Here is a 25,644-nt window from a genome sequence, read left to right on the forward strand (position 1 = left end):
GAATTTGCGGCTCACGCGGAGCAATGGCGAAATGTTGTCCTCGGACCGGGGCCCCCACGAAGTATCGGAGCGAGCCCGCGAGCGGAGAACTTCGTGGGGATTAGGAGTCAGATCCTTCCAGCAGATCGGTCACCAGCGCGGCGATCGGGCTGCGCTCGCTCCGGTGCAACGTGACGTGCCCGAAGAGCGGGTGACCCTTCAACTTCTCGATGACGGCAGCCACGCCGTCGTGCCGGCCGACCCGCAGGTTGTCGCGCTGCGCGACGTCGTGGGTGAGCACGATCCGGGAGTTCTGACCGATCCGCGAGAGGACGGTGAGCAGCACCCCGCGTTCGAGCGACTGGGCCTCGTCGACGATCACGAACGCGTCGTGCAGTGACCGGCCGCGGATGTGGGTGAGCGGCAGCACCTCGAGCAAGCCACGATCGAGGACCTCCTCGGTCACCTCACGCGAGACCACCGCCCCGAGGGTGTCGAAGACGGCCTGCGCCCACGGACCCATCTTCTCGTTCTCGGTGCCCGGCAGATAGCCCAGCTCCTGGCCACCGACCGCGTAGAGCGGCCGGAACACGATGACCTTGCTGTGCTGGCGCCGCTCCATGACGGCTTCGAGCCCGGCGCACAGCGCGAGCGCCGACTTGCCGGTGCCGGCCCGGCCGCCCAGGCTGACGATGCCGACATCGGGGTCGAGCAGCAGGTCGAGCGCGATGCGCTGCTCCGCGGAGCGGCCGTGCAGCCCGAACGCGTCCCGGTCGCCGCGCACCAACCGCACCGACTTGTCGGCCATGACCCGGCCGAGCGCGCTGCTGCTGCCCGCGCCCATCAGCACGACACCGGTGTTGCACGGCAGGTCGGCGGCCTCGGTGAGGTCGAGACGGCCCTCGTCATACAGGCTGTCCAATTGCTGCCGGGAGACGTCCAGCTCCGCGATGCCTGTCCAGCCGGACTCGACGACCAGCTCGGCGCGGTATTCCTCGGCGCACAACCCGACCGCCGACGCCTTGACCCGCATGGGCAGGTCCTTGCTGACGATCGTGACGTCGCGACCTTCGTCAGCCAGGTTGCGCGCAACCGCCAGGATGCGGGAGTCGTTGTCCCCCAACCGGAAACCGCTCGGCAGCGACTGGGGGTCGGTGTGATTGAGCTCGACCCGCAGGGTGCCGCCGTCGCCGATCGGCACCGGCGCGTCGAGCCGGCCGTGCTCCACCCGCAGGTCGTCGAGCGCGCGCAGCGCGGTCCGGGCGAAGTAGCCGAGCTCGGGGTGGTGCCGTTTGGCCTCCAGCTCGGTCACGACCACCACCGGGAGCACGACCTCGTGCTCGGCGAACCGGCCCATCGCCCGAGGATCGGACAGCAGCACCGACGTGTCGAGCACGTAGGTGCGGATGCCGCGCGGCGTTGCCGTGGTGGACGTCGAAGGGGAGGGCTGGGAGCTGTGAGCCATGACGATCTCCTCCAGTCACGCGGCATGTGTCGCCGTGTGACCTACTCGCGGACCAAGTGCCGGGACCGGACCCTGAAGGGCCGGTGCCGGCCCTCCGTCCGGAGCGTTGATCGCTCCATCGTCGGGCCTCCCGAACGCAGCACGGGGATCGCGCTGCGTCACGGATGACACTTACCCAGGCGGCGGCCGAAGTCACCACAACACGCCGGTTGCGTCGCGTTTTCCGGTGTGCCGCAGGCGTGTCGGCCGCCCCGTGAATCGGTTTGCGGTCCGCCGCCCGCCGCCGGTTGGATGGGTCGTATGCCGACACCCGTGCTGCCGCATGCACTGCGACCCGGCGACCGGGTCGCCGTCCTCTCCCCGAGCTGGGCCGCGCCGGCGCACTTCCCCGCCATACACGAGCAGGCGCTGCGGCGGCTGCGCGACGAGATCGGTGTCGAGCCGGTCGAATTCCCCACCACCCGCCGGGACGCGACGCCGGCCGAGCGGGCGGCCGATCTCGACGCCGCCTTCGCCGACCCGGAGATCAAGGGCATCCTCGCGACCATCGGCGGCGACGACCAGATCGCCGTCCTGCCGCACCTCGACCCCGCGACCATCCGGGCCAACCCGAAGCGGTTCTGCGGCTACAGCGACAACACCAATCTGCTCAATTACCTGTGGTTCCACGGCATCGCCGGGATCTACGGCGGCTCCACCCAGGTCCACCTGGGCCCGGTGCCCGACGAGCTACATCTGGAATCCCTCCGCGCCGCGCTCTTCGGTGGTGACGTCCGGCTGACACCGCCGGCCCGCACCCGGGACGTCGGCATCCGGTGGGACGACCCGCGCGCGCTGACCGAGGCCGCGCCGGACCTGGCCGCCGAGCCGTGGACGTGGAACGGCCCGGGCAGGTCGGTCACCGGCCCGACGTGGGGTGGCTGCCTGGAGATCGTGGAGTGGACGCTCGCGGCGAACCGCTGGATGCACCCGGTCGATGCGTATGCCGGCACGGTGCTGCTCGTGGAGGCGCACGAGGAACTGCCCACCCCGGACCAGAACTACCGGCAGCTGCGCAACCTCGGCGAACGCGGGATCCTCGAGGTCGCCGCCGCGCTGCTCTGGGGCCGGCCACCGGTCAGCGACCACGAGCACCCGACGACCAAGGAGGCGGCGCGGTCACGCCGCGCCGAGCACCGGGACGCCGTGCTGCGCGTGGTCTCCGAATACAACCCGGACCTCGTCGTGGCGCTCGATGTCGACTTCGGGCACACCAGCCCGCAACTGCTGTTGCCGTATGGCGGGAGCGTGACCGTCGACGGGGAGAACCGGACGATCACCGCGCACTTCGACTCGACCGGAGACTACTTACCGAGGCGGCGGTCCCGCTCGGCATAGGCGCGCAGCGCTCGCAGGAAGTCGACGCGCCGGAAGTCGGGCCAATAGGCCTCGCAGAAGTAGAACTCCGAGTGCGCGCTCTGCCACAGCAGGAACCCGCCCAGGCGCTGCTCGCCGGAGGTGCGGATGACCAGGTCGGGGTCCGGTTGTCCCTTGGTGTAGAGGTGCTGCGCGATGTGCTCCACGTCGAGTGTCTCGGCGAGTTCTTCCAGGGAGGTGCCGCGTGCGGCGTGCTCCTGCAGCATCGCCCGGACGGCGTCGGCGATCTCGCGACGCCCGCCATACCCGACGGCGACGTTGACGATCATCCCGTCGACGGTCGTCGTGGCATCCGCTGCCTGCTTCAGGACCTGCGAGGTGGAATCGGGCAGCAGGTCGAGCGCGCCCACCGGGTGCAGCCGCCAGCGCTGCTGCGCCGCGAGGCTCTCGACGGCGCCCTCGATGATGCCGAGCAGCGGGGTGAGCTCGGCGGGTGACCGTCCGAGGTTGTCGGTCGACAGCAGCCAGAGCGTGACGACCTCGACACCGGCTTCCTCGCACCACTCGAGCAGCGGCTTGATGTTGTCCGCGCCCGCCTGGTGACCGTCCGCGGTCTGTGCCCCACGAGCCTTGGCCCAGCGGCGGTTGCCGTCGAGCATCACACCCACGTGGCGCGGGAGGTTCTGCTCCGGCAGCGACTTGCGCACGTGTCGCTCGTATGCCGCATAGAGCAGATCACTGACGCGCATCGGCCGGCCCCGCTTCCCTCATCACTCGACGAATCCCACGCACCACACTATGCCGAGACACCGGTTTCGGCGTGGCAGCGCGACAGTTCCGGTCCCAGCCGGCTCACTTATTCTTGACCGCATGATCCAGCCATCCCCGGCCGGGCGCTCGCTGCAGCAGGACGCCGCCGACCTCATCCGGGCGGTCAAGCCCAAGCTGCGGGGCTGGCTGCACGCCGGCATGACACCGCTCGCCGTGGCCGCCGGCATCGTGCTGGTCTGCCTCGCGCCGACGACGCGCGGCCGGATCGGCGCGGCGGTGTTCGCGGTGACCGCGGCGGTGCTGTTCGGCACGTCCGCGACATACCACCGGGGCACGTGGAGTCCACGCGTGGAGCGCACCCTCAAGCGGATGGACCACTCCAACATCTTCCTGATCATCGCGGGCACCTACACGCCGTTCGCGCTGACGCTGCTGCACGGCCGCGCTGCGGTGACCCTGCTCCTGCTGGTGTGGAGCGGCGCCGCGCTCGGCGTGTTGTTCCGGGTCTGCTGGGTGGGCGCACCGCGGTGGCTCTACACCCCGATCTACGTCGCGCTCGGCTGGGTCGCGATCTTCTACTTCGGGCCGCTGATGCGCTCCGGCGGCCCGGCGATCATCACCCTCATCGCGGTGGGCGGTGCTTGCTACACCCTCGGTGCGATCGTCTACGGCACCAAGCGGCCCGACCCGTCACCGCGGTGGTTCGGCTTCCACGAGGTGTTCCACTCGTTCACCGTGATCGGGTTCATCGCGCACTACATCGCGGCGTCACTCGCGATCTACGGCCACGCAGCCGCCTGACGCGTCAGCCGCGCGTCGGGTCGTCGGGTTCGCCGATCGGCGGCGCCGTGTCCTGCTCCGCGGTCTCGGGCGGTTCGGGCGTGCGCCGCGGCGCCGTCGGGATGCGCTGCCGCACCGGGTGGTCGTGCTCCTGCTGCCACTGCGTCTTGCGCAGGTGGTTGTTCATGCTGCGGAAGAGCAGCCAGCAGGCGATCGCCAGCGCGAACAGCACCACGAATCCCCAGATGCCCGCCGTGACCGCAACGCTCTCGTTGCCACCGTCACCCATGGGTCGCCTCCTGCGCCACTCGCTGTCTCACATCATCGACGACCGGCGGGCCGAGCGGCCCGGTCGCCATCGCGTCGGCCTCCGCCACGTCCTGTGGCAGGCCGGCGAAAAGGTCGTCCTCGCCCTCGGCGATCGGCACATAGGACCGGGCGATGTCGAACTCCTCGGTCGGCCACACCCGCGCCTGGTCGGCGGGCGACAACGCGAAGAAGGTGCCGTCCGGGTCGATCTGGGTCGCGTGCGCGAGCAGCGCCTGTTCCCGCACCGGGAAGTACTTGGAGCACTCGACGCGGGTGGTCACCCGGCCCTCGGGGCGGTTCTTGCGGTGCTCGAGCCACTCCGCGTATGGCGACTCGCGCCCGTCCTCGAGCAACGCCTCGTGGAACGCCGTCATCTTGGCCGCGGAGAAGCCCCGGTCGTAGTAGAGCTTCAGCGGCTGCCACGGTGCACCGGCGTGCGGGAAGGCCTCCGGGTCGCCGGCGGCTTCGAACGCTGCGATGGTCACGTCGTGCGTCATGACGTGGTCCGGGTGCGGGTAGCCGCCGTTCTCGTCATACGTCGTGACGACGTGCGGCCGGAAGTCGCGGATCGCCCGCACGAGCGCCTCGGTGGTGATGTCGAGCGGCTCGAGCGCGAAACAACCCTCCGGCAGAGGCGGCAGCGGGTCACCTTCGGGCAGGCCGGAGTCGACGAACCCGAGCCAGGTCTGCTGCACGCCCAGGATCTCGCGCGCCTTGGCCATCTCCGCCCGCCGCACCTGCGGCAGGTCCCGTGCGATGTCGGCATTGCCCATCAGGCGGGGGTTGAGGATGTCGCCGCGTTCGCCACCCGTGCAGGTCACCACCATCACCGGGTGTCCCTCGTCGACGTAGCGCGCCATGGTGGCCGATCCTTTGCTGGACTCGTCGTCGGGGTGGGCGTGGACCGCCATCAGGCGCAGGCCCTGATTCACGTGCTGCACTCCTCGTGGAAAGGCTGGGGGTTGGGCGGCGCCGTCCGGCGCACGGGGGCGACCAGCAACCGCCGCAAGGTCGAGATCTATCCTCTCACTTCATGGCGATCCCCCGACCCGCACCCGAGCAGCGCAAGTGGTGGATCATCGGCACCATCGGCGTCCTGATCGGCATCGGCCTCGCCAGCTGGTGGGGCATCTCCGCCACCCGCGGGGTCAGCTGGGAGAACGGACCGTACAAGGTCAACGGCTCGCGCAGCGTCGACATCACGTTCTTCGTGACCAACCAGGACGGCAAGCCGGTCCGGTGCACCCTCGAGGCGCAGGACATCACTCACAACCGGGTCGGGGTGCTCACCGTCGATCTGCCACCGAGCCACTACACCACCACCTCGTACACGCGCACCGTCAAGACGGTCTCCACAGCGGTCACCGGCATCGTGGACCACTGCGAATACCGCTGAACGCAACTGCGGCGCGCCGCGCGTCGCGTGGTTCCGCAACCGATTCGGGACAGCCGGTTTCCGATGCTATGGTTGATCGCTATACCCAAGGTCTGGGACCAGCATCCGAGCCACGAGCCGGAGCGGCCCCGGACCTAATTGTTTGACCAAGGTCCGACGACCTGAAGGAGAACTTCGTCATGAGCAGTGCTGATGCATCGGCCAGCTTTCTGACCCAGGAGGCTTACGACCGCCTCAAGGCCGAGCTGGACCATCTCTCCGGCGAGGGCCGCGCCGATATCGCCGCCAAGATCGAGGAAGCGCGCGAAGAGGGCGACCTCAAGGAGAACGGCGGCTACCACGCGGCCAAGGAGGAGCAGGGGAAAATGGAGGCCCGCATCCGCCAGCTGGAGGAGCTGCTGCGCAACGCGGTCGTCGGACAGTCCAAGGCCACCGAGGGTGTCGTGAGCCCGGGCATGGTCGTCACCGTCGAGATGTTCGGCGAGCAGGAGAAGTTCCTGCTCGGCAGCCGCGAGATCGCCGGCGACTCCGACCTCGACGTCTACAGCGAGAAGTCACCGCTCGGCGGAGCCATCAACGGCGCCAAGGTGGGCGACCAGGTCTCCTACGAGGCACCGAACGGCAAGACCATCGACGTCAAGGTGCTCGAGGCCACGGCCTACACCGGCTGAGTTCGACAAGCCACGAAGGGGCGCCGCGACGATCGTCGCGGCGCCCCTTCGTGGCTTGTCGAACTCAGCCGGTGTAGGCCGTGGCCTCGAGCACCTTGACGTCGATGGTCTTGCCGTTCGGTGCCTCGTAGGAGACCTGGTCGCCCACCTTGGCGCCGTTGATGGCTCCGCCGAGCGGTGACTTCTCGCTGTAGACGTCGAGGTCGGAGTCGCCGGCGATCTCGCGGCTGCCGAGCAGGAACTTCTCCTGCTCGCCGAACATCTCGACGGTGACGACCATGCCCGGGNTCGGGGTGCTGCAACGCCCAGGTGTATGCCGTCTGCCTGTCGACCTGCGCGTGGGTCTGCCCGGGCCCCTGCATCGCGTAGAGGTTGCCGAAGTTCTGGCGGGCCGATTGGGTGATCGCCGACACGGGGTTCCAGCCGGCGACCTGCCGGAGGATCGAGGGCATGTTCTGCGACGGCACGAAGGTGTTGGCGATGAACGTGACGGGGAAGATGATCATGAACGACGCGTTGTTGACCACCTCCGGCGAACGCACCCGCAGGCCGACGTAGGCGAACACCCAGGACAACGCGTAGGCGAACAGCAGCATCAGCAGGTAGGCCCACACCGCGCGCAGTGGGCCGTTGTGGATCCGCCAGCCGATGACCAGCCCGGTGAGCGACATGACGACCAGCACGACCACGTTGTTGACGACGTCGGTGAGGGTGCGGCCGAAGAGCACCGCGCTCGGATGCATCGGGAGGGTGCGGAAGCGATCGATCACTCCCTTCTGCATGTCCTCGGCCATCATGTAGCCGGTGATCGTCGCGCCGAAGATGATCGTCTGACAGAAGATGCCGGCCATCATGAACTCGCGGTAGCCGGCCTGCACCGAAGCCCCGGCACCGGCCAGCGAGCCGAACACGTAGCCGAAGAGCAGCACGAACATGATCGGCTGCAACGTGGTGAAGATCAGCAGATCGGGCACCCGGCGGATCTTGATCAGGTTGCGCTTGGCGACGGTCAGGCCGTCGCCGATCAGGCTGCCGGTGCGGGGTTGCTCCTGCCGGTCGCGGGGCACGGCGGTGACGGCCTCCGTCGCTGCGTCGGTTGGGGTCTTCATGCGGACTTCCCCACGAGCGCTTCGAGTTCGTCGTCGGCCTCGGCCTTGTGGCCGGTCAGGCTGAGGAACGCGTCGTCCAGGGTGGGACGACGAATGCCGATGTCCTGCACGGTGATCGACTGCTCGTCGAACGACCGCACCGCCTGCAGCAGCGACTGGGTGCCACCGGTGACGGGCACGATGAGGCGGCGGGTGTGCTCGTCGGACTCGACCGCGCCGGACCCCACGAGCTCCATGACGCGGGCCGCGTCGGCGATCCGTGTCGCGTCGGCAACGGTCACCTCGAGGCGCTCGCCGCCGACTTGCGCCTTGAGCTCGTCGGCCGTGCCCTCGGCGATGATCCGGCCGTGATCGATCACCACGATGTTGTCGGCGAGTCGGTCGGCCTCCTCCAGATATTGGGTCGTCAGCAGGACCGAAGTGCCTTGGCCGACCAGGTCGTTGATGACCTCCCACATGTCGCCGCGGCTGCGCGGGTCGAGTCCGGTGGTCGGCTCGTCGAGGAAGATCACCGGTGGCCGGGCGACGAGCGCGCCCGCGAGGTCGAGGCGGCGCCGCATGCCCCCGGAGTAGGTCTTGGCGGGCCGGCCTGCCGCGTCATCGAGGCGGAACTGACGCAGCAATTCGACCGCACGCGCCTTCGCCTCTTTCGCCGGCAGGTGGTAGAGGCGGCCGACCATCTCCAGGTTTTCCCGCCCGGTGAGGTATTCGTCGACCGCCGCGTATTGCCCCGACACCCCGATGCGGCGGCGCACCGACTGCGGGTCGCGCAGCACGTCGGCGCCCGCCACCGTCGCGGCACCCGCGTCCGGCCGGATGAGCGTCGTCAGCATGCGCACCGTCGTCGTCTTGCCCGCGCCGTTGGGCCCGAGCACGCCCAGCACGCTGCCCTCCGGCACCCGCAGGCTCACGCCGTCGACCGCCTTCACGTCCTTGTAATGCTTGACCAGCCCATCGGCTGTGACCGCGTCGGCCATGTCGTCTCCCTTGTCCCAGCTGCCCGATTCAACGGTCTCACGGACCTCGGACAATCGGCTCCTGGTTAATCGCGACATATCGCGACTTCCGGAATGACGATATATCGCGTTTGTGTCGCCGTCAACGCCAAGCCGTACGCCGATTGACCGGCATACCTCAGCATTGAGCGGCGTACGGATTCGTGTCGATTCCGTACGCCGCTCAATCAGTTGGTATGCCGCTCGATCAGGAGAGTGCTTGCTCCAGGTCGGCGATGAGGTCGTCCGCGTCCTCCAGGCCGACCGAGAGCCGGATCAGGTCGGCCGGTACCTCGAGCTCGGTGCCTGCGACGCTCGCGTGCGTCATCCGGCCGGGATGCTCGATCAGCGACTCGACACCGCCGAGCGACTCCCCGAGCGTCCAGATCTTGGTGCGGCCGATGACGTCGACGGCGTGCTGCTCCCCACCCTCGACCTGGAAGCTGACCATGCCGCCGAAGCGCCGCATCTGCTTCGCCGCGATGTCATGTCCCGGGTGGCTGTCCAGGCCCGGGTAGTAGATGTGCGTGACGTCCGCGCGGCCACGCAGGAACTCGACGATCTTCTCGGCGTTGTCGCAGTGCCGCTCCATCCGGACCGACAGGGTCTTGAGGCCTCGTAGTACCAGCCAAGAGTCGAACGGTCCGGCGATCGCGCCCATGGAGTTCTGGTGGAAGCCGATCCGTTCCGCCAGGTCCGAGAACGCTTGAACACCAACGTTTTCGGCCACCACGACCGCGCCGCCGACGACGTCGCTGTGCCCGCCGGAGTATTTCGTGGTCGAGTGCACCACCAGGTCGGCACCCAGGGCGATCGGCTGTTGCAGGTATGCCGACGCGAAGGTGTTGTCCACGACGAGCAAGGCCCCCGCCTCGTGCGCGATCTGCGCGATCGCCGCGATGTCCGCGATGCCGAGCAGCGGATTGGTCGGGGTCTCCAGCCAGACGAGTTTGGTGACGCCCGGCCGGATCTCGCCGCGAATCGCGTCCGCCTGGGAGACCTTGGCGAGGCTGTAGTCGACGCCCCAGACGCGCTGCACCTTGTCGACCAGGCGGAAGGTGCCGCCATACGCATCGGTCGGAATGATCATGTGGTCGCCCGGTCGCAGCACCGCCCGCATGATGCAGTCCTCGGCGGCGAGGCCCGAGGAGAACGCGAAACCCTTTGCGCCGCCTTCCAATGCCGCGATGCACTCTTCGAGGGCACTACGGGTGGGGTTGCCGGAGCGGGAGTATTCGTAACCCTCCCGGAGCCCCCCGACGCCGTCCTGCTTGTAGGTGGAGGTCTGGTAGATCGCGGGCACGACCGCACCGGTGCGGGGGTCGGGCTCCTGACCCGCATGAATGGCGCGAGTGGAGAAACCTGTCATGCCGTCGAGTCTACGGCGCGCTAGAGAGCCGAATTGAGCGCCCGCCAGTCGATGCCGCGCGGAGCCCGCTCGACGATCGTCTGCACCAGACCGAGCCGTGCCGCACGCAACTGCTCGTCGTCGACCATCAGCATGACGTCATCGAAGAACTTCGAGAGCGGCGCGACGACGGGCAAGGCGTCCGGAACCCATTGCGGCAGAGTGTCGTTGGCGTGGTCGGGCAGTTCGTCGACGTAGACGACCAGGGCCTGCTCCGGCTCGGAGGCCAGCAGTGCCCGGTCGTATGACGCTGGCGTGCCCTCCGGGACGATCCGGGTGATCCGCTGCACCGCTTCGACGAGCCCGGCGAACCGGTCGTCCGTGCGGGCTTCGTCGATGTCCGCGAGCGCCTGCGTGGCGACGCCCGGCGCGCCTGCCAACGGCGTCACCGCGGCGACCAGTCCCACCGGCACACTCTCGTCACGCAACTGCTGGGCGAACCGGCCGATGATGAATTCCTTTGCCGAGTCGATCGATTCGTCCGATACGTCGATGCCCTGTTCGCGCAGTCGCGCGGCCGCGGCGGCAAGACCGGCGTCGACGGTGATCACTCCGAGTTCCGGGTGCTCGCGCAGGATCGACACCAGGCCGAGCGCGGCGCGACGAAGCGCGAACGGATCGGACGACCCGGACGGCTTGGCGCCGATCGCGAACATCGCTGTCAGCAGGTCGAATCGGTCGGCGAGAGCGAGCAGGGCGCCGGGCGTGGACTGCGGCAGCGCATCCCCCGCGGAGCGTGGCAGCTCCATCTCCCAGAGCGCCTGCGCCACCTGTGGGCTCTCCCCCGCTCTGGTGGCGTACTCGCGAGCCATGAAGCCGGCGAGGGCGGACAGCTCGATGACCATCTGTGACGAGAGGTCGAACTTCGCCAGCTCGCCGGCCCGTGCCAGTGTCTGCCGCTCATCGTCAGAAAGCTCGACGGCGGAAGCAATGTGGCGTGCCACGGCGTTGATGCGGTCGGCACGCTCGGCAACCGAGCCGAGGCGGTTCTCGAAGGTCAGCTTGGCGATGCCGGCTCGGAGATCGGCGAGCGGCACCTTCAGGTCGGCGTCATAGAAGAACGCGGCATCCTCGTAGCGCGCCCGCAACACCGTCTCGTTGCCGGTGCGCACCAGCTCGTCGTCACAGTCGCCGTTGGCGACCGTCACGAAGTAGGGCAGCAGGCTGCCGTCGGCACCGCGCACCGGCAGGTAGCGCTGGTGCTTGCGCATCACGGTGGTGAGGATCTGCTCGGGCAGCGTGAGGTACTTCTCGCCGTAGCTGCCGAGGATCGGGTGTGGCTCCTCCACCAGGTTGGTGATCTCATCGACGAGCGCCGACTCGCCCTCGAAATCGATAGTGCCCTGGACGGATTCCGCGAGCGCGCGAGACTGCTCGATCACCTGCTGCCGCCGAGTCGCCGGGTCCACGACGAGGCCGTGCGTTTCCAGAACCGGACGCAGCCGATCCGCGCTCGGTACCCGCACCAGCGGTGTCGCGTCGGTGCGGTGGACGTAGGTGGTGCGACCAGACGTCAGCTGGGACGCGTGCACCGGCACGACGGTCTCGCCCCAGAGCGCGACGAGCCACCGGACCGGGCGGCTGTAGGACAGCTGCGGGTCGCACCAGCGCATGTTCTTGTCGGCTCGCAACGTCTCGACGATGTCGCCGATGATCTCGCTGGCAACGGTCAGCACGTCGCGGCCGACCTCCGTCACCTTCACCGCCACGTGCTCCGCGCCGTCGAAATCTGCGCGCACGAGGTCGGCCACGTCCACGCCGTGTCCGCGCGCGAACCCTTGCGCCGCCTTGGTGGGAGCGCCCGAATCATCGTACGCAGCAGCAACTTTCGGGCCCTTGCGAAAGCTCTCGGAGTCCGGCTCGTGTGCGGAGAGCGACGCGACGGTCGCGACGATGCGGCGCGGGGTGCCGACGACGTCGATCGGCCCGTGCGTGAGCCGGCTCGCGGTCAGGCGTTCGGTGAGGGACGACCGGACGAAGTCGATCGCCTGGTCCACGACGTGCGGCGGCAACTCCTCCACGCCGATCTCGACCGCCAGCGTCTGTGCGTCCGCCGGCAGCGCGGCCCGGTCGCCCTCCTCCGGCGCGTCGGCCGGGTGCTGCACCGCGGTGCCGGCCAGCACCTTCGGCGCCTCGGTCTTCAGCAGCGGGAAGTCGAGTTCGCCGCGCCGCTCGACCCATAGCTGGGAGACCTCCCGGGCCAGGCCGCGCATCGTCGAGAACGCCTTGGCGCGTTCGGTTGTCGAGATCGCGCCGCGCGCGTCCAGCACGTTGAACGCGTGCGACGACTTCAGCACATAGTTGTATGCCGGGACGGGCAACCGCTGCTCGATCATCCGCTTCGCCTCGGCCACGTAGTGGTCGAAGAACTCCTGGTTGGCCGCGACGTCCGCGTCGTCCAGGTAGTAGCGGGACATCTCGTACTCCTGCTGGCCGAAGGCCTCGCCATACGTGATGCCCGGGGCGTACTGCATGTCCTTGAAGTGTGAAACCCCTTGCTGCGCCATCATGATGCGCTCGATGCCGTAGGTCAGCTCGACCGGGATCGGGTCGAGGTTCTGCCCGCCGACCTGCTGGAAGTAGGTGAACTGGGTGATCTCCATCCCGTCCAGCCAGACCTCCCAACCGAGTCCCCAGGCTCCGATGGCCGGCTGCGCCCAGTTGTCCTCGACGAAGCGGATGTCGTGGGCGTGGATGTCGATGTCCAGCGCCTCGAGCGACTCCAGGTAGAGCTCCTGCGGGTTGCCCGGCTCCGGCTTGAGGATCACCTGGAACTGCGTGTGCGTCTGCAGGCGGTTGGGGTTCTCGCCATACCGGCTGTCGTCGGGGCGGACCGACGGCTCGACGTACGCGACGCGCCACGGCTCCGGCCCGAGCACCCGCATCAGGGTCGCGGGGTTCATGGTGCCCGCACCGACCTCGGTGTTGAACGGCTGCACGATCATGCAGCCGCGGTCGGTCCAGAATTTCTGGAGGCGGATGAGGGCGTCTTGCACGGTCAGCACCGGGACAGGCTACCGAGCGGCAGGGCGCCGCCTCACCTCACGGTCGCTGCAGCTCCCGGGTGAATGACCACGCAGCACCGGCCGGGCTCGGGCGCCAGCTCGGCGCGGTCGGGGTCGTCACCGCAGCCGGCGAGACAGCCGCGCAGCAGCGCCTCGTTGAGCCCGCACACGAGCTCGGTGTGCTGCCGCGCGATCCGATGGAACGGGCAGTTGCGCAGGACGATGTCCCCGTCGGGCGTCTCGACCGGTTCGTAGCCCTGCTCGCGCAGGCTCCCGACGAGGTCGGCCCCGCCGGCCGCCGCCGTCCGCCCCTGCTCGGCCGCCGCGCGCAGCAGCGCCGCCCGGACCTCACCCGACGGATCCGCCGTCATCGCGCCGGCGAGCAGGTCGGCCAGCAGCCGGTAACTCCGGGGCGGCACCGAGACCGACACCTCCTGGTCGGCCCGCCGGTAGTGCTTGGCCGGCCGGCCCGCTCCGGGACCGGACCTGCCGCCGGTCCGCGCATAGCTGGTCGTGAGCAGCCCGGCCTCCGCGAGCCGATCGAGGTGGTATGCCGCGAGGGTGCGACTCAGCCCGGCCGCCTTCGCCGCTTCTTCCCGGCCGACCGGCGACTCACGAGTGGTGACGTAGTCGTACAGCTGCCGGCGCACCGGGTCGGCAAGCACGTTGAGGCGTTCCCAGTCGTCGTCCTCGGTCGTCGCGGGCATGCCGGAAATTCTAACATCAAGAATGTTTGACAAATGGTTCACGGTGGCTCCATGCTTCTAAAAGAAGCTCGATCATTCAATAGAAGGGAAGGCCGCCATGACCTCGTCAACCGCCCCGACCATGGCCTCGGGAGTTCTGCATCGGGCCCGCCGCGAGCCGGCGTTCGCCGCGTTCTGGATCCTGCGCATCGGATTTTTGGTCCTGCCGCTGTGGATGGGACTGGACAAGTTCGTCAAGGTCCTCAACCCCGACTGGCCCGGCTACCTCGCCTCGTGGATCGTGGACATCCTGCCGTTCTCCGCCCAGACCGCGATGTATGTCGTCGGCGTCGTCGAGATGATCGCGGGCATCATGGTCGCGCTCAAGCCTCGCTATGCGGCATACGTCGTCGCACTATGGCTGGCCGGCATCATCGTCGACCTGCTGACGGTCTCCGGCTTCTACGACATCGCGTTGCGCGACTTCGGGCTGTTGCTCGCAGCCCTGGTGCTGGCTCTGCTCGCGTCCGTGTATGACGCGCCGCTCCGTCGGCACCGGGTGACCGGCACGGCCACCACGACCGATTCTGCTCGTTCGCTGGACGCGCACTGAACTGTTCTTTACTCTTTGCTTACTCGGCGGGTACGCCGGACATCGTCTCGCCGAAGGAGCTTGTTCATGCGTCGCCTCGTCCCCGGCATCATCGCCACCGCGGCCGTCACCGGTTTGGCGCTGCCTCTCGCGGCGCCGGCGCAGGCGGCCACGACGCTGAAGTTCGCCCGGTTCTACGCGGACCAGCCGGGTGCGGACACGCCATACACCACGACGAAGCTCAACCGCGAGTACGTCCAGGTCAAGAACGTGACTCGCACGACCATCAGCCTGTCCGGCTACCTGATCCACGACGGGAACAACTACCACGTCTATCGCTTCCCGGCGACGTTCCGGCTCGGCGCCGGCAGGACGGTGACGCTGCACACGGGCAAGGGGCGCAACACCGCGACGGATCTGTATTGGCAGCGGGGCTCGATGGTGTGGAACAACGGCACGAAGGCCGGCGTCCTGGCGGACACGGCCTATCTCATGAAGGGTTCGACCAAGGTCGCCTCGTGCAGCTACGTCCCGACCAAGGCACAGCTGGCCGCGAAGACCGGCTACCGGGACTGCTGACCCGGGAAGGCTTCGGGCCCTGGGTTCGTTGTGCTGGGCATGAGCTTCCTCTTCGGCCGTAAGACCACGATGGTGTCCCCCGATGAAGCACTACCCGGCCGGCAGACGCCGTTGCCCGGCATACCCGAGAAGCACGAAGTTCTCGGCACACCGCTTCGAGGACCCTGGCCCGACGGCACACAGCTCCTGTATGTCGCCATGGGCTGTTTCTGGGGCACCGAGCGCATCTTCTGGCAGCAGCCGGGCGTTGTGGCGACGGCCGCGGGCTACATGGGTGGCTACACCCCCAACCCGACGTACGAGGAGACGTGCACCGGCCGGACGGGACACACCGAGGCAGTGCTCGTCGCGTACGACCCGGCGAAGACCTCCCCGGAACTCCTGCTCAAGGCCTTCTGGGAGAACCACGACTCGACGACCGCCAACCAGCAGGGCAACGACATCGGCACGCAGTACCGCTCGGCGATCTACTGGACCACGCCGGAGCAGGGGCAGGCGGCGACCGCCACGCGTGACGCGTTTCAGAAAGTCTTGCGCGACAACGGTTTCGGCGAGATCAGCACCGAGATCCGGCCGGCGTCCGAGGCGGGACCGTTCTATTACGCCGAGGACTACCACCAGCAGTACCTGCACAAGAATCCCGGTGGCTACTGCAACCACGGTCCGAACGGTATGACGTGCCCCGTCGGTCTGCTCCCCCAGGACCAGCTGCCCAGCCAGGAGTCGGTGCTGCGGCGCGAGTGACCGCTACGTCGCGGCCACCGCATTCAGACCGGCGCTGCGTCATACCAGCGCAGCACACGAAGCGCCCGCAAGGTGTTCCAGCGGCTCGGTCTGCCGTCGCCGTCCTCGAGCTCGAAGTGCACCAGGCCCGGGTGCGTGTTCTCCAGCAGCCAGGTGCCGTCGTCCTGCCGCTTGGCGCGAAGGAGTTCGACGGCCTCGGCCAGCCGCGGGTCAGGCGTGCCGCCGGCACTGCGGAAGTAATCCAGTCCGCGCAGCACGTCGTAGTGCCACTGCGTGGGGAAGGAGAACTGCAACCAGTCCTCGTCGGCCACCTCACCAGTGCTCAACCGCCGAAACAGGTTGCGTTGCAATAGGTATTCGGCACCACGCCGGCGCGCACCCGTCACGTCGAGGCGGCCCCCGGCGCGCTCGTAGTCGAGCAAGCCCTCCAGCACGCAGATGGTCGTGTGGAAGGAGGAACGGGTCGAGCCGTTCTCGGCCTCGCAGTTCCACCCGCCGTCGTCGAGCTGTTCACCGAGCAGACGCTCGACGATGCGGTCGACGTCCTGGCCGAAGTAGGCACCGATCGAGACGGTGCCGCCGTTGATGCACGGCTCGACCTCGCCGTCGAAGAACGCCGACCCGTCATACTGCCCAGCGGCAGCGTTCACGAACACCGTCGACGGCCGCGGCCATCCGGGAATCGGCTGGGTTGACACCGAACTCGCGCAGCAACCGCAGGGTCGGCAGCGTGGCTGTCCACGGCTGACCCTCCGGGTCACCGACCGGGCCGTCCGGCGGTCGCCAGTCCTTGCTCGGGAAGCACGCCCCGCCGGCCCACGCGCCGTCGGCATGCAGGTCGAGCAGACGCTTGCCATGGCCCGACGAGGCGACGCGCGCTCGCTCGGCGGTGACCTCGTCCGGCGGCGCGTCGGTGAGATCGCGCATCACCTGCCACCGGATCGACGGATCGCCCTCCAGCAGCCATGTCGTCACGTCGCGCATCCGAGCACCTCCCAGTGTCGCCGTGTTCACCACGGTAAGGGCCGACACCGACACCGCGCGTTCTGTCGGAGTGATCAGGTCGTATGCGCCCTCACAAGGCAGGGGTCCAAGATGGAGCCATGAGTGACGACATCTCCGTGCGCGACAACCCCGACCAGCACCGTTACGAGGCGCGTATCGGCGGCGTGCTCGCCGGCTTCGCGGTCTACGAACTGTCCGACGACACCATCACCTTCGTGCACACCGAGGTCGACACGAAGTTCGAGGGCAAGGGCGTGGGCTCGGCGATCGCCCGCTATGCACTGGACGACGTGAGATCCCAGGGCGGACGCTCCGTCGTTCCGCTCTGCGCATTCATCCGGGCCTGGATCGGCAAGCACCCCGAATACCAGTCCCTCGTCCGGCCGGACTGAGCCGCACCACAGGGCGGCTGGGCACACCGTGCTGGTGGGGCGCGACGGGCCCGGCATACGCTGGCCCGCATGAAGATGAGCGCCGCCCTTGAGAAGAAGTTCAACGCGCAGATCACGCTGGAGTTCGAGTCCTCGATGGTCTACCGCCAGCTCGCGATCGAGATGGAGGACCGGGACCTGCCCGGCATCGCCGCGTGGCTGCGCCACCAGGCGGACGAGGAGATCGTCCACGCCAACAAGTTCATCGATCACCTCAGCGCGCGCGACAACCATCCGCTGATCGGCGCCATCAATGCGCCCAAGGCCCGGGTGAAGACCGTGCTCGAGGTCTTCGAGTCGGCGCTCACCCACGAGCAGAAGGTCTCCGCGTCGATCCGCGACCTCTACGCGGCGACGGAGAAGGCCGGTGACCTCGACTCCCGCCCGCTGTTGCTGTGGTTCCTCGCCGAGCAGGTGGAGGAGGAGGCCACCGTCGACGAGATCGTCGGCCGGATCAAGCTGATCGCGGGTGACGGCCCTGGACTGTTGCGCCTGGACGAGGACCTCGCGCAGCGTCCCGCGACGACCACGGAGAGCACTCCCGCCTGACGACCGCACCGGTGCCGGTCACGACACCAAGCCGCGCAGCGTTTCCAGCCACGCCTGTGGCTGGTCGAGGTGCAGGTCGTGGCCGGCACCGACGATCGTCGTGTGCTCGACCTGCGGTCGCCGGCACATGCGTGCCACCTGTTCGGCCGGTATGTCGCTGTGCTCGGCCAGCACCAGCTGGGTGGGGACGCACACCGACTCCCATGCCCGCCAGCGCGGCAGCACGAGCACGGCACGCAGCGCCTCGACCAGCACGTCGGTGTCCCAGCACGGCACCAGCCCGCCGGTGTCGAACTGCAGGCCGTCGGCCCACACCTCGGCCGTGCCGGCGCTGCCGCCGAAGAAGTCGACGAACGCGTCCCGGTCCGCGAAGGACGCAGGCCAGCTGCGCAGCCAGCGCTCCACCGGCGCGAGCGCGGCATCTCCGCCCCCTCCCACGCCTGCTTCGACCATCACCAATCGGCTGACCAGGTCAGGGTTTTCGGCCGCTACGAGCATCGCCGTGTGGCCGCCCATCGACTGCCCGACGAGCGTGACCGGTCCGCCGCCGAGCCGCTGGATCAGCGCCACGACGTCGCCGACGTAGGCGGCCCGGGTCACGTCCCGCGGCATCCGCGTGGAGTGACCGTGACCCCGCTGCTCGAGCGCGACGACGTGGTGGGTGTCGCTCAGCGACCGCATCGTCGCCGACCATTCCTGCGCGGTTCCGGCCAGCCCGTGCAGCAGGACGACCGGGTGATCGCCGGCTCCGGCCTCGGCATACGCCAACTCGGCCGGACCCCGCGAGAAGGAACGCCAGGCAGCAGAACCGATCACCCGAGCGATTATGTCCGTCCGCCCCGGGGCCGCTGACACCACCCAACGGATAGCGTCTGGCGTGGTCGGCCGGCGCGGTTGACTTTTCTCGAACGCATGTTCGATCATGGATCGATGAGCGTTTCGACTGCGACCCGCATCACCGAGTTGCACGAGCTGTTGCGGCGCCACGAGACGGGGCCTGCGGCAGGCAGCGTCCCGGTGCATCCGGCGCTGGCCGGGCTCTTCCCGGGAGGGTTGCGGGCCGGTGCGGTCTACGCACTGCACGGTTCGATGAGCGCGGCACTCGCCCTGCTCGCCGGCCCGTCGACCGCGGGCTCCTGGTGCGGCGTCGTCGGCGTTCCCGACCTGGGCATCGAGGCGGCGGTCGACTGGGGCGTCTGGCTCGACCGGCTGGCGCTGGTCCCCCGCGTCTCCGCCGACGACTGGACCACGGTGGTCGCGTCACTGGTCGAGGTCTGTGCCCTCGTCGTCGCGGCACCGCCCGCACACATCACATCCGGTGAGGTCTCCCGGTTGCTCGCCCGGCTGCGCACCAGCGGCAGCACCCTGGTGGTGCTCGGTGACTGGCCACGTGCGACCGCCACGCTCACCGGCCGGATCGTGCGCTGGGACGGCTTGTATGACGGGCACGGTCACCTGTCCGCGGCCACCCTGCGGCTCGAGGCGACCGAGCGCCACCGCACCCGCCACCTCGAGGTGGAAATGCCGGTGCGGCCATGATCAGCTCTTCCCCGGTCCGCGTGATGATGCTCTGGTGCCCCGGCTGGTCGGTGCTGGCGGCGCGTCTCGTGCAGGGCATCGCCGCCGACCAGGCCCTCGCGCTCACCGACCGCGGCATCGTGGTGGCCTGCTCGGCCGCCGCCCGACTCGAGGGAGTCACCGTCGGCCTCCGCGTCCGCCAGGCACAGCACCGCTGCCCGGACCTCATCGTGCTGCCGCACGACGTGGTGGCGGAGGCACGTGCCTTCGAGCCGGTGCTGCGGGCCGTCGAGGAGAAGATCCCGGACGTCCATGTCGTCCGTCCCGGCCTGGCCGCGGTGCGCGCGCAGGGCGCCCGCCGCTTCTACGGCAGCGAGCCGGCGGCCGCGCACGCCCTGCTGAGCCATCTGCACCGCTTCACCGAGCACGAGTTGCGGTTGCCGGTCGACCTGCGGGTCGCTGTGGCGGACGGGCTCTTCGCCGCCGAGCAGGCAGCGTGCACCAGCGCCGAGACCGACCCGCTCACGATCATCCCCGCGGGCGGCTCCGCCGAGTTCCTGGCGAGCCTTCCGGTCGCCGTCGCCTGCGACAAAAAACTGGAAAACCTGCTGCAGCGCATGGGGATCCGCACTCTCGGCGATCTGGCGAAGCTGCCCCGCGGACAGGTGCACGCGCGGTTCGGAGCAGCCGGGCTGCGCGCGCACCAGCTCGCCTCCGGGGAGGACGCGCCGGTCCTCACCCCCCGCGTCATACCTCCGGAGCTGGGCATGCACGTCACCTTCGACCCGGCCGCCGCCGAGATCGACCGGATCGTGCTGCGGTGCGAGCCGGCCGCCGAAGGTTTCGCACAGTTGCTCACCCGGTTCGGGCTGATCTGCACGGAGATCCGGGTCACCATCCAGTTGGAGCCGGACACCCTTTTCGAGCGGGTGTGGCGGCACCCGTGGCAGTTCGGCAAGGTCGAGGTGCTCGACCGGATCCGGTGGCAGCTCGAGGATCTCGCCGCCGAGGCGGCCACCGTCAACGACGACTCGCTGGGTGCGTCGGTGCTCTCCGTGCAGGTTCTGCCGGAGTCGGTGGACAACGCCGAGCACCACGCGCAAGGACTCTGGGGCGACCGGCCGGACGAGAAGGTCGAGCACGCCCTGACCACGTTGCAGCACCGGCTGGGTCACGAGGCCGTCCTCACCAGCACCGTGGCCGGCGGCCGCCTGCTGCACGAGCGACGCGTGCTGCGTCCGTGGGGCGACGCGCTGCCCACGCTCCGCGAACGCCGGCTCGAGCAGCCCTGGCCGGGCACCGTGCCGGGCCCCGCGCCGGCCACGGTGTTCACCAGCGCCCGCCAGGTGCAGGTCCTCACCGCTGACGGCGAGCCGGTCAGCGTCGACGGACGCGGAGCGGTCAGCGGCACACCTGCCTGGTTGCAGCTTCCCGGGGGGTGGGGTTCGCGGCGCATCGCGCAGTGGGCCGGGCCCTGGCCGATCCTGCAACGCTGGTGGCGAAAGCGCGTGCGCCTGAGTCGGTTTCAGCTGATCGACAACCAGTCGACGGCCTGGCTCCTGCTGTCCGACGGCGACACCTGGTTCACCGAGGCGAGGTACGACTGATGGGCTGGAGCAACCCCGCCATACCCTGGTCGCAGCTGGAGCAGGCGCTCTCCCGCGGCATCCGACCGGAGGAGCGGAGCGTCCGGGGACAACCCGCGGACGGCGGCGACGGGCCGGGCTTCTCCCGCAAGCGCAAGCCTTTCCGGCCGGCCGCGCTCGACGAGGAGGCCGGGCCGGTCGTGCCGTATGCCGAGCTGCACGCCCACTCGCACTACAGCTTCCTGGACGGCGCCGCCGCCCCCGAGGACCTGGTCACCGAAGCCGCGCGGCAACGGTTGCACGGCATCGCCATCACCGACCACGACGGGCTCTACGGCATCGTGCGTTTCGCCGAGGCAGCCGAAAGCTATGGCTTGCGAACGGTTTTCGGTGCCGAGTTATCACTCGGTCTCAGCACACCACAGAACGGCGTGCCCGACCCCGAGGGCACCCACCTGCTGGCGCTCGCGCGTGGCACCGAGGGCTACCGCCGACTGGCCAAGGCGATCACCGAGGGCCAGCTCGCCGACACCGCGGAGAAGGGCATGCCGCGCTACGACCTGGGTGCGCTCGCGCAGGAGGCGGCCGGGCACTGGGTGGTCCTCACCGGATGCCGCAAGGGCAGCGTGCCGAGGGCACTCGCCCGACACGGCCACGGCGCCGCAGTCGCCGAGTTGCAGTCCCTGCAAGAACTTTTCGGCAAGGACAACGTCTTCGTCGAGCTGACCGACCACGGCGATCCGGCCGACAGCGCAACCTGCGACCGGCTCGCCGAGGTCGCGCGAGCCGCGGGCGCGCTCACGGTCGCCACCAATGCGGTGCACTACGCCGACCCGGAGCAATACCCGCTCTCCACGGCACTGGCCGCGGTCCGGTCGCGCCGCAGCCTGGAGGAGCTGGACAGCTGGCTGCCGGCACACGGCGCGGCCTATGTGCGCAGCGGCGCCGAGATGGCGGACCGGATGCGGCGCTTCCCGGGTGCGGTGGAGCGGACTGTCGAGATCGCCGATGACCTGGCGTTCAGCCTGCGCGCCGCGTCCCCGCATCTGCCCCGGCAGGAGGTGCCGGCCGGGCACACCCCGATGAGCTGGCTGCGCGAGCTGACGATGCGCGGTGCGGCCGAGCGTTACTCGCGGGACGATCACGCGGCATACGACCGCATCGAGCGAGAGCTCGATGTCATTGCGAAGAAAGACTTTCCGGGATATTTCCTGATCGTGCACGAGATCGTGCAGTTCGCGAAATCACGCGGCATCCTGTGCCAGGGGCGCGGCTCGGCGGCTGCTTCCGCGGTTTGTTACGTCCTCGGCATCACCGTGATCGACCCGATCTTCTACGAGCTGCCGTTCGAGCGGTTCCTGTCCGAGTTGCGCGAGGAGGCACCGGACATCGACGTCGACTTCGACTCCGGCCGGCGCGAGGAGGTGATCCAGCACGTCTATCAACGCTACGGACGCCGCAATGCCGCACAGGTCGCCAACGTCGTGACCTACCGGCCGAAGAACGCCGTGCGCGACATGGCCAAGGCACTCGGGGCGAGCCAGGGCCAGCAGGATGCGTGGTCGCGACAGGTCGAGCGGTGGGGCGCGGAGATCTCCAGTGCCGACCACGACATACCGGCTCCGGTGATCGAGCTGGCGACGCAGGTGCTCAGCTTTCCCCGGCACCTCGGCATCCACTCCGGCGGCATGGTGCTCACCGACCGACCGGTCAGCGAGGTGTGCCCGATCGAGCATGCGCGGATGACGGATCGCACTGTCCTGCAATGGGACAAGGACGACTGCGCCTGGATGGGACTGGTCAAGTTCGACCTGCTCGGCCTCGGCATGCTGGCCGCCCTGCAGCACACGTTCGACCTGGTCGAGCGCCATACCGGCGAGGAATGGCGGATCGAGACGCTGCCCCGCAACGAACCCGGTGTCTACGACATGCTCTGCCGCGCCGACTCGATCGGTGTTTTCCAGGTCGAGAGTCGCGCACAGATGGGCACCCTCCCCCGGCTGAAGCCACGCTCCTTCTACGACCTCGCAGTGGAGATCGGGCTGATCCGGCCGGGCCCGATCCAGGGCGGCGCGGTGCATCCCTACATCCGGCGGCGCACCGGCAAGGAGCCGGTCACCTACCCGCACCCGCTGGTCGAGCCGGTGCTCGAGCGCACGCTCGGTGTGCCGCTCTTCCAGGAGCAGCTGATGCAGATGGCGATCGCGGTCGGCGACTGCAGCCCGGCCGACGCGGACCAGTTGCGCCGGGCGATGGGTTCCAAGCGCGGGGTCGAGCGCATCGACAGCCTGCGCACCAAGCTGTATGACGGGATGGCGCGCAACGGCATACCGCCGGAGACCGCGGAGGAGATCTACAACAAGATCGAGGCGTTCGCCAACTTCGGGTTCGCGGAGTCGCACGCGCTCAGCTTCGCGGTGCTGGTCTACGCCAGCTCATGGCTCAAATTGCATTACCCCGCAGCGTTTTTGGCTGGTTTGCTGCGCTCACAGCCGATGGGGTTCTACTCGCCGCAGACACTTACCGGCGATGCGCGCCGGCACGGTGTCGAAGTGTTGTCGCCGGACCTGACGCGGTCCGCCGTGCACGCCGATCTCGAGCCGGACTCCCCCGATGCGGTCGATCGGCGTGGCGGCACCGATGAATGTCTGCGGGACCACACGCAGGAGGAGATCGGCGACTTCGACGCAACCGCACCACCGGATTGGCAGGAGCATCGCCGCGACTGGCACTTCGCGGTGCGGCTCGGTCTGGCGGACATCACCGCGCTCGGCGAGAGCGCCGCCGAGCGCATCGTGCGGACACGCGACCTCGACGGCCCGTTCACCGATCTGGCCGACCTCGCGCGACGCGCCGACCTCAACACCGAACAACTGGAAGCGCTTTCGCTGTCCGGAGCACTCGACTCACTGACCGGGTCCCGGCGTGATGCCCTGTGGCGATCGGCGGAGGCGGCATCGATCCGTGGCGACCAGCTCCCGGTCCGGGTCGCCTACCAACCGCCGTTGCTGCCGGAGCTGTCGATCGGCGAACTGCTGATGCACGACCTGCAGGCGACCGGGATCAGCCCGGGCGACCACCCGATCCGGCACGTCCGGGCCGATCTGGACGCGCGTGGCGTGCTGCCGGTGTCGCAACTGCAGGGTTTCGAGACCGGTCGCCGGGTGGAGGTCGGTGGGGTGGTCACCCACCGGCAGCGGCCCGCGACCGCCGGCGGGATCACCTTCGTCAACGTGGAGGACGAGACTGGGATCCTGAATGTCATTGTCTCCAAGGGTGTTTGGCATCGTTACCGGCGCATCGCGCGTGCTTCGCCGGCCATGGTGGTGCGCGGCATTCTCGAGCGCTCGGAGGACGGCGTCACCAACCTGATCGCGGATCGCCTGGAACACCTCACGATTCACGTGCAGGCAAAGTCCCGCGACTTCCAGTGACAACGCGCCAGGAGGAGCCACTCCTTGCCGAGGCGCTGCTCGGCGCAGCCCATTTCTGTCTCGACGTCCCGCGCGCCGAGCCGCACACCTATCGCCGAGTGGCACACCTGCTGCTGTGCCACTCGGCAGTACGTGTGCCACTCGGCATCAACTGAGCCACTCGCGGGTCGGAGCCGGCCCGGTCGTGTCGCCTTCCCGCAGTGTCACCGGCACCACCAGGTCCGAGACCTCCTCACCGGCGAGCAGCGCGCGGACCGTCTCGCCCACGGCCCGGCCCTTGTCGATCGGGTGCTGGTCGATGGTGGTGAGCGTCCGCGGGAACCACGGCAACGACACACCGTCGTACCCGGTGACCGACAGGTCCTCCGGCACCCGCACCCCCCGGTCCACGGCGGCCTGCACGATGCCGGCGGCGAGCAGGTCGCTCTGCGCCACGATCGCGGTCGGCCAGGGCGAGGAGTCCAGCAGCAGTGCCGCGGCGGCATACCCGGCGTCGAAGTCCGGCTCCTCCGCCTCGACCAGCGGCGCGTCCGGGAAGACGTCACGCACGCCGAGCGCGCGGTCCCGGGTGTCCGGAAAATGACTCGCCCGCACGTCGGCGATCGTGCGCCGACCAGTCCCGGCACCCCAGCGCAGCGGCATCATCACGTGCGCGACGCGCCGGTGACCGAGATCGTGGAGCAGCTGGGCGACACTGCGGGACGCCGCGCGCTCGTCGGCGGTGACCTGCACGATGCCTTCGCCGCACGGAGCGCCGGTCCCGACGATCGGCGTGCCTCGGGCCGCGAACTGGGTTGCCAGCTCGTTGTTCTCGTCCCCGCACAGCATGAACACCGCAGCGTCGGCCGCGACGCGGGAGATCTGCGGTCCCCGGTCGCCGTGCCCCTCGGCCGTGTCCGGCAGCAGCAGCAAACCGCAGCCCATCTCACCGACCACCTGGGAGAGCCCGTCCAAGACCGAGACCACGTACGGATCGCGGAACGCATGCAGGATGCGCCGCTCCACGATCGCCGCGATCACCCCGCTGCGGCCCTGGCGCAGGGAAGATGCCATCGGATCCGGCCCGCCATACCCCAGCTCGGCGGCAGCCGCCCTCACCCGGTCCGCGGTCTCGGACGCCACCGGCTTGTTGCCGCTGAAGACCAGTGACGCGGTCGAGACGGCGACGCCGGCGTGCTCGGCGACATCGCGCAGCGTCACCCGCGCCCCGCTCCCGGCTTGACCACGCCCTGTCATGTGGAGCAGACTATCGAATCGATTCGATCGAATCGATTCG

The 25,644-nt window shown here is 69.0% G+C and carries 25 protein-coding genes and 2 pseudogenes; 13 read left to right on the top strand and 14 right to left on the bottom strand.

Annotation, left to right across the window (positions count from 1 at the left end):
- Positions 1 to 100 precede the first annotated feature (100 nt).
- Positions 101 to 1,444 carry an RNA 5'-3' helicase PhoH2 gene (gene phoH2, locus ACN8HC_RS16655; RefSeq protein ID WP_490075965.1) on the bottom strand — a complete coding sequence of 448 codons (1,344 nt, stop codon included), beginning with the start codon at positions 1,442 to 1,444 and terminating at the stop codon, positions 101 to 103.
- A gap of 300 nt (positions 1,445 to 1,744) precedes the next feature.
- Here phoH2 and ACN8HC_RS16660 point away from each other — a divergent pair, with 300 nt between their 5' ends.
- Positions 1,745 to 2,821, top strand: coding sequence for a S66 peptidase family protein (locus ACN8HC_RS16660; protein WP_490075966.1), 1,077 nt, complete (start codon positions 1,745 to 1,747; stop codon positions 2,819 to 2,821).
- On the opposite strand, the gene ACN8HC_RS16665 is transcribed toward ACN8HC_RS16660, so the two are convergent.
- Entirely contained in the window at positions 2,788 to 3,549 is a 762-nt protein-coding gene (locus ACN8HC_RS16665) for an isoprenyl transferase (protein WP_490075967.1), read from the bottom strand. The two genes, ACN8HC_RS16660 and ACN8HC_RS16665, sit on opposite strands and share 34 nt — an antisense overlap.
- Positions 3,550 to 3,670: 121 nt before the next feature.
- Between ACN8HC_RS16665 and trhA the strand changes: the two genes are divergently transcribed.
- On the top strand, positions 3,671 to 4,372 hold the full coding sequence (trhA, locus tag ACN8HC_RS16670; RefSeq protein WP_490075968.1) for a PAQR family membrane homeostasis protein TrhA: 702 nt from the start codon (positions 3,671 to 3,673) through the stop codon (positions 4,370 to 4,372).
- A gap of 4 nt (positions 4,373 to 4,376) precedes the next feature.
- Here trhA and ACN8HC_RS16675 read toward each other — a convergent pair whose 3' ends face one another.
- Together ACN8HC_RS16675 and mca are read right to left on the bottom strand one after the other, a co-directional pair.
- On the bottom strand, positions 4,377 to 4,640 hold the full coding sequence (locus tag ACN8HC_RS16675) for a hypothetical protein (RefSeq protein ID WP_490075969.1): 264 nt from the start codon (positions 4,638 to 4,640) through the stop codon (positions 4,377 to 4,379).
- Positions 4,633 to 5,571, bottom strand: a complete 939-nt coding sequence (gene mca, locus ACN8HC_RS16680; RefSeq protein WP_490075999.1) for a mycothiol conjugate amidase Mca — start codon at positions 5,569 to 5,571, stop codon at positions 4,633 to 4,635. Before mca ends, ACN8HC_RS16675 begins: the two co-directional genes overlap by 8 nt.
- A 122-nt stretch (positions 5,572 to 5,693) precedes the next feature.
- On the opposite strand from mca, the gene ACN8HC_RS16685 reads away from it, so the two are divergent.
- Both ACN8HC_RS16685 and greA read left to right on the top strand, forming a co-directional pair.
- The gene (locus ACN8HC_RS16685) at positions 5,694 to 6,056 is read left to right on the top strand and encodes a DUF4307 domain-containing protein (RefSeq protein ID WP_490075970.1); all 363 of its coding nucleotides are present in this window, start codon (positions 5,694 to 5,696) and stop codon (positions 6,054 to 6,056) included.
- Between the two features lie 179 nt (positions 6,057 to 6,235).
- Positions 6,236 to 6,727, top strand: coding sequence for a transcription elongation factor GreA (greA, locus tag ACN8HC_RS16690; RefSeq protein ID WP_490075971.1), 492 nt, complete (start codon positions 6,236 to 6,238; stop codon positions 6,725 to 6,727).
- Between the two features lie 64 nt (positions 6,728 to 6,791).
- Here greA and ACN8HC_RS16695 read toward each other — a convergent pair.
- From ACN8HC_RS16695 to ACN8HC_RS16720, 6 genes and pseudogenes are all read right to left on the bottom strand, one after another.
- A pseudogene (locus ACN8HC_RS16695) lies at positions 6,792 to 7,013 on the bottom strand (GreA/GreB family elongation factor); the annotation flags it as partial.
- Between the two features lie 103 nt (positions 7,014 to 7,116).
- Positions 7,117 to 7,836: pseudogene (locus tag ACN8HC_RS16700) on the bottom strand (ABC transporter permease); the annotation flags it as partial.
- Positions 7,833 to 8,813, bottom strand: coding sequence for an ATP-binding cassette domain-containing protein (locus ACN8HC_RS16705; RefSeq protein ID WP_490075972.1), 981 nt, complete (start codon positions 8,811 to 8,813; stop codon positions 7,833 to 7,835). The pseudogene ACN8HC_RS16700 and the gene ACN8HC_RS16705, both read right to left, overlap by 4 nt.
- 226 nt (positions 8,814 to 9,039) lie before the next feature.
- A complete protein-coding gene (locus tag ACN8HC_RS16710; RefSeq protein WP_490075973.1) occupies positions 9,040 to 10,200 on the bottom strand; it encodes a cystathionine gamma-synthase in 1,161 nt (386 codons plus the stop codon).
- A gap of 20 nt (positions 10,201 to 10,220) precedes the next feature.
- The gene (locus tag ACN8HC_RS16715; RefSeq protein ID WP_490075974.1) at positions 10,221 to 13,244 is read right to left on the bottom strand and encodes a glycine--tRNA ligase; all 3,024 of its coding nucleotides are present in this window, start codon (positions 13,242 to 13,244) and stop codon (positions 10,221 to 10,223) included.
- Positions 13,245 to 13,276: 32 nt separating this feature from the next.
- Complete coding sequence (locus ACN8HC_RS16720; protein ID WP_490075975.1) at positions 13,277 to 13,951, bottom strand: helix-turn-helix transcriptional regulator; 675 nt, start codon at positions 13,949 to 13,951, stop codon at positions 13,277 to 13,279.
- 97 nt (positions 13,952 to 14,048) lie between these two features.
- On the opposite strand from ACN8HC_RS16720, the gene ACN8HC_RS16725 reads away from it, so the two are divergent.
- The 3 genes from ACN8HC_RS16725 to msrA all read left to right on the top strand — a co-directional run bounded on the left by ACN8HC_RS16725 (position 14,049) and on the right by msrA (position 15,845).
- Positions 14,049 to 14,543, top strand: coding sequence for a hypothetical protein (locus ACN8HC_RS16725; protein ID WP_490075976.1), 495 nt, complete (start codon positions 14,049 to 14,051; stop codon positions 14,541 to 14,543).
- Positions 14,544 to 14,609: 66 nt separating this feature from the next.
- Positions 14,610 to 15,101: a lamin tail domain-containing protein gene (locus tag ACN8HC_RS16730; RefSeq protein WP_490075977.1), complete on the top strand. Its 492-nt coding sequence runs from the start codon at positions 14,610 to 14,612 to the stop codon at positions 15,099 to 15,101.
- 39 nt (positions 15,102 to 15,140) lie between these two features.
- Entirely contained in the window at positions 15,141 to 15,845 is a 705-nt protein-coding gene (msrA, locus tag ACN8HC_RS16735) for a peptide-methionine (S)-S-oxide reductase MsrA (protein ID WP_490075978.1), read from the top strand.
- A gap of 23 nt (positions 15,846 to 15,868) precedes the next feature.
- Here the strand turns inward: msrA and ACN8HC_RS16740 are convergent, their stop codons facing one another.
- Entirely contained in the window at positions 15,869 to 16,495 is a 627-nt protein-coding gene (locus ACN8HC_RS16740) for a prenyltransferase/squalene oxidase repeat-containing protein (protein WP_490075979.1), read from the bottom strand.
- Entirely contained in the window at positions 16,470 to 16,829 is a 360-nt protein-coding gene (locus ACN8HC_RS16745) for a hypothetical protein (RefSeq protein ID WP_490075980.1), read from the bottom strand. The genes ACN8HC_RS16740 and ACN8HC_RS16745 overlap by 26 nt, the downstream gene beginning before the upstream one ends.
- Positions 16,830 to 16,948: 119 nt before the next feature.
- Between ACN8HC_RS16745 and ACN8HC_RS16750 the strand changes: the two genes are divergently transcribed.
- Together ACN8HC_RS16750 and ACN8HC_RS16755 are read left to right on the top strand one after the other, a co-directional pair.
- Entirely contained in the window at positions 16,949 to 17,242 is a 294-nt protein-coding gene (locus tag ACN8HC_RS16750; protein ID WP_490075981.1) for a GNAT family N-acetyltransferase, read from the top strand.
- A 69-nt stretch (positions 17,243 to 17,311) separates the two neighbouring features.
- Positions 17,312 to 17,830, top strand: coding sequence for a ferritin (locus ACN8HC_RS16755; protein WP_490075982.1), 519 nt, complete (start codon positions 17,312 to 17,314; stop codon positions 17,828 to 17,830).
- An 18-nt stretch (positions 17,831 to 17,848) separates the two neighbouring features.
- Here the strand turns inward: ACN8HC_RS16755 and ACN8HC_RS16760 are convergent, their stop codons facing one another.
- Positions 17,849 to 18,646, bottom strand: coding sequence for an alpha/beta fold hydrolase (locus tag ACN8HC_RS16760; RefSeq protein ID WP_490075983.1), 798 nt, complete (start codon positions 18,644 to 18,646; stop codon positions 17,849 to 17,851).
- Between the two features lie 114 nt (positions 18,647 to 18,760).
- Here ACN8HC_RS16760 and ACN8HC_RS16765 point away from each other — a divergent pair, with 114 nt between their 5' ends.
- From ACN8HC_RS16765 to ACN8HC_RS16780, 4 genes are read left to right on the top strand one after another with little or no spacing between them, the layout of a single operon-like run.
- Positions 18,761 to 19,369, top strand: a complete 609-nt coding sequence (locus tag ACN8HC_RS16765; protein ID WP_490075984.1) for a hypothetical protein — start codon at positions 18,761 to 18,763, stop codon at positions 19,367 to 19,369.
- Positions 19,366 to 20,955 (top strand): DNA polymerase Y family protein, encoded by a 1,590-nt coding sequence (locus ACN8HC_RS16770; protein WP_490075985.1) that lies wholly within the window; start codon positions 19,366 to 19,368, stop codon positions 20,953 to 20,955. The genes ACN8HC_RS16765 and ACN8HC_RS16770 overlap by 4 nt, the downstream gene beginning before the upstream one ends.
- Positions 20,955 to 24,368 carry an error-prone DNA polymerase gene (locus ACN8HC_RS16775; RefSeq protein WP_490075986.1) on the top strand — a complete coding sequence of 1,138 codons (3,414 nt, stop codon included), beginning with the start codon at positions 20,955 to 20,957 and terminating at the stop codon, positions 24,366 to 24,368. The genes ACN8HC_RS16770 and ACN8HC_RS16775 overlap by 1 nt, the downstream gene beginning before the upstream one ends.
- On the top strand, positions 24,365 to 24,523 hold the full coding sequence (locus ACN8HC_RS16780) for a hypothetical protein (protein ID WP_490075987.1): 159 nt from the start codon (positions 24,365 to 24,367) through the stop codon (positions 24,521 to 24,523). Before ACN8HC_RS16775 ends, ACN8HC_RS16780 begins: the two co-directional genes overlap by 4 nt.
- Here ACN8HC_RS16780 and ACN8HC_RS16785 read toward each other — a convergent pair.
- The gene (locus ACN8HC_RS16785) at positions 24,516 to 25,604 is read right to left on the bottom strand and encodes a LacI family DNA-binding transcriptional regulator (protein WP_490075988.1); all 1,089 of its coding nucleotides are present in this window, start codon (positions 25,602 to 25,604) and stop codon (positions 24,516 to 24,518) included. The two genes, ACN8HC_RS16780 and ACN8HC_RS16785, sit on opposite strands and share 8 nt — an antisense overlap.
- Positions 25,605 to 25,644 lie beyond the last annotated feature (40 nt).

The organism is Flexivirga sp. YIM B11880 (assembly GCF_058148645.1).

Coding starts and splice junctions, on each gene's coding strand:
- phoH2 (WP_490075965.1), bottom strand. CDS start 1,444: ATGGCTCACAGCTCCCAGCCCTCCCCTTCGACGTCCACCACGGCAACG.
- ACN8HC_RS16660 (WP_490075966.1), top strand. CDS start 1,745: ATGCCGACACCCGTGCTGCCGCATGCACTGCGACCCGGCGACCGGGTC.
- ACN8HC_RS16665 (WP_490075967.1), bottom strand. CDS start 3,549: ATGCGCGTCAGTGATCTGCTCTATGCGGCATACGAGCGACACGTGCGC.
- trhA (WP_490075968.1), top strand. CDS start 3,671: ATGATCCAGCCATCCCCGGCCGGGCGCTCGCTGCAGCAGGACGCCGCC.
- ACN8HC_RS16675 (WP_490075969.1), bottom strand. CDS start 4,640: ATGGGTGACGGTGGCAACGAGAGCGTTGCGGTCACGGCGGGCATCTGG.
- mca (WP_490075999.1), bottom strand. CDS start 5,571: ATGGCGGTCCACGCCCACCCCGACGACGAGTCCAGCAAAGGATCGGCC.
- ACN8HC_RS16685 (WP_490075970.1), top strand. CDS start 5,694: ATGGCGATCCCCCGACCCGCACCCGAGCAGCGCAAGTGGTGGATCATC.
- greA (WP_490075971.1), top strand. CDS start 6,236: ATGAGCAGTGCTGATGCATCGGCCAGCTTTCTGACCCAGGAGGCTTAC.
- ACN8HC_RS16705 (WP_490075972.1), bottom strand. CDS start 8,813: ATGGCCGACGCGGTCACAGCCGATGGGCTGGTCAAGCATTACAAGGAC.
- ACN8HC_RS16710 (WP_490075973.1), bottom strand. CDS start 10,200: ATGACAGGTTTCTCCACTCGCGCCATTCATGCGGGTCAGGAGCCCGAC.
- ACN8HC_RS16720 (WP_490075975.1), bottom strand. CDS start 13,951: ATGCCCGCGACGACCGAGGACGACGACTGGGAACGCCTCAACGTGCTT.
- ACN8HC_RS16725 (WP_490075976.1), top strand. CDS start 14,049: ATGACCTCGTCAACCGCCCCGACCATGGCCTCGGGAGTTCTGCATCGG.
- ACN8HC_RS16730 (WP_490075977.1), top strand. CDS start 14,610: ATGCGTCGCCTCGTCCCCGGCATCATCGCCACCGCGGCCGTCACCGGT.
- msrA (WP_490075978.1), top strand. CDS start 15,141: ATGAGCTTCCTCTTCGGCCGTAAGACCACGATGGTGTCCCCCGATGAA.
- ACN8HC_RS16745 (WP_490075980.1), bottom strand. CDS start 16,829: ATGCGCGACGTGACGACATGGCTGCTGGAGGGCGATCCGTCGATCCGG.
- ACN8HC_RS16750 (WP_490075981.1), top strand. CDS start 16,949: ATGAGTGACGACATCTCCGTGCGCGACAACCCCGACCAGCACCGTTAC.
- ACN8HC_RS16755 (WP_490075982.1), top strand. CDS start 17,312: ATGAAGATGAGCGCCGCCCTTGAGAAGAAGTTCAACGCGCAGATCACG.
- ACN8HC_RS16765 (WP_490075984.1), top strand. CDS start 18,761: ATGAGCGTTTCGACTGCGACCCGCATCACCGAGTTGCACGAGCTGTTG.
- ACN8HC_RS16770 (WP_490075985.1), top strand. CDS start 19,366: ATGATCAGCTCTTCCCCGGTCCGCGTGATGATGCTCTGGTGCCCCGGC.
- ACN8HC_RS16775 (WP_490075986.1), top strand. CDS start 20,955: ATGGGCTGGAGCAACCCCGCCATACCCTGGTCGCAGCTGGAGCAGGCG.
- ACN8HC_RS16785 (WP_490075988.1), bottom strand. CDS start 25,604: ATGACAGGGCGTGGTCAAGCCGGGAGCGGGGCGCGGGTGACGCTGCGC.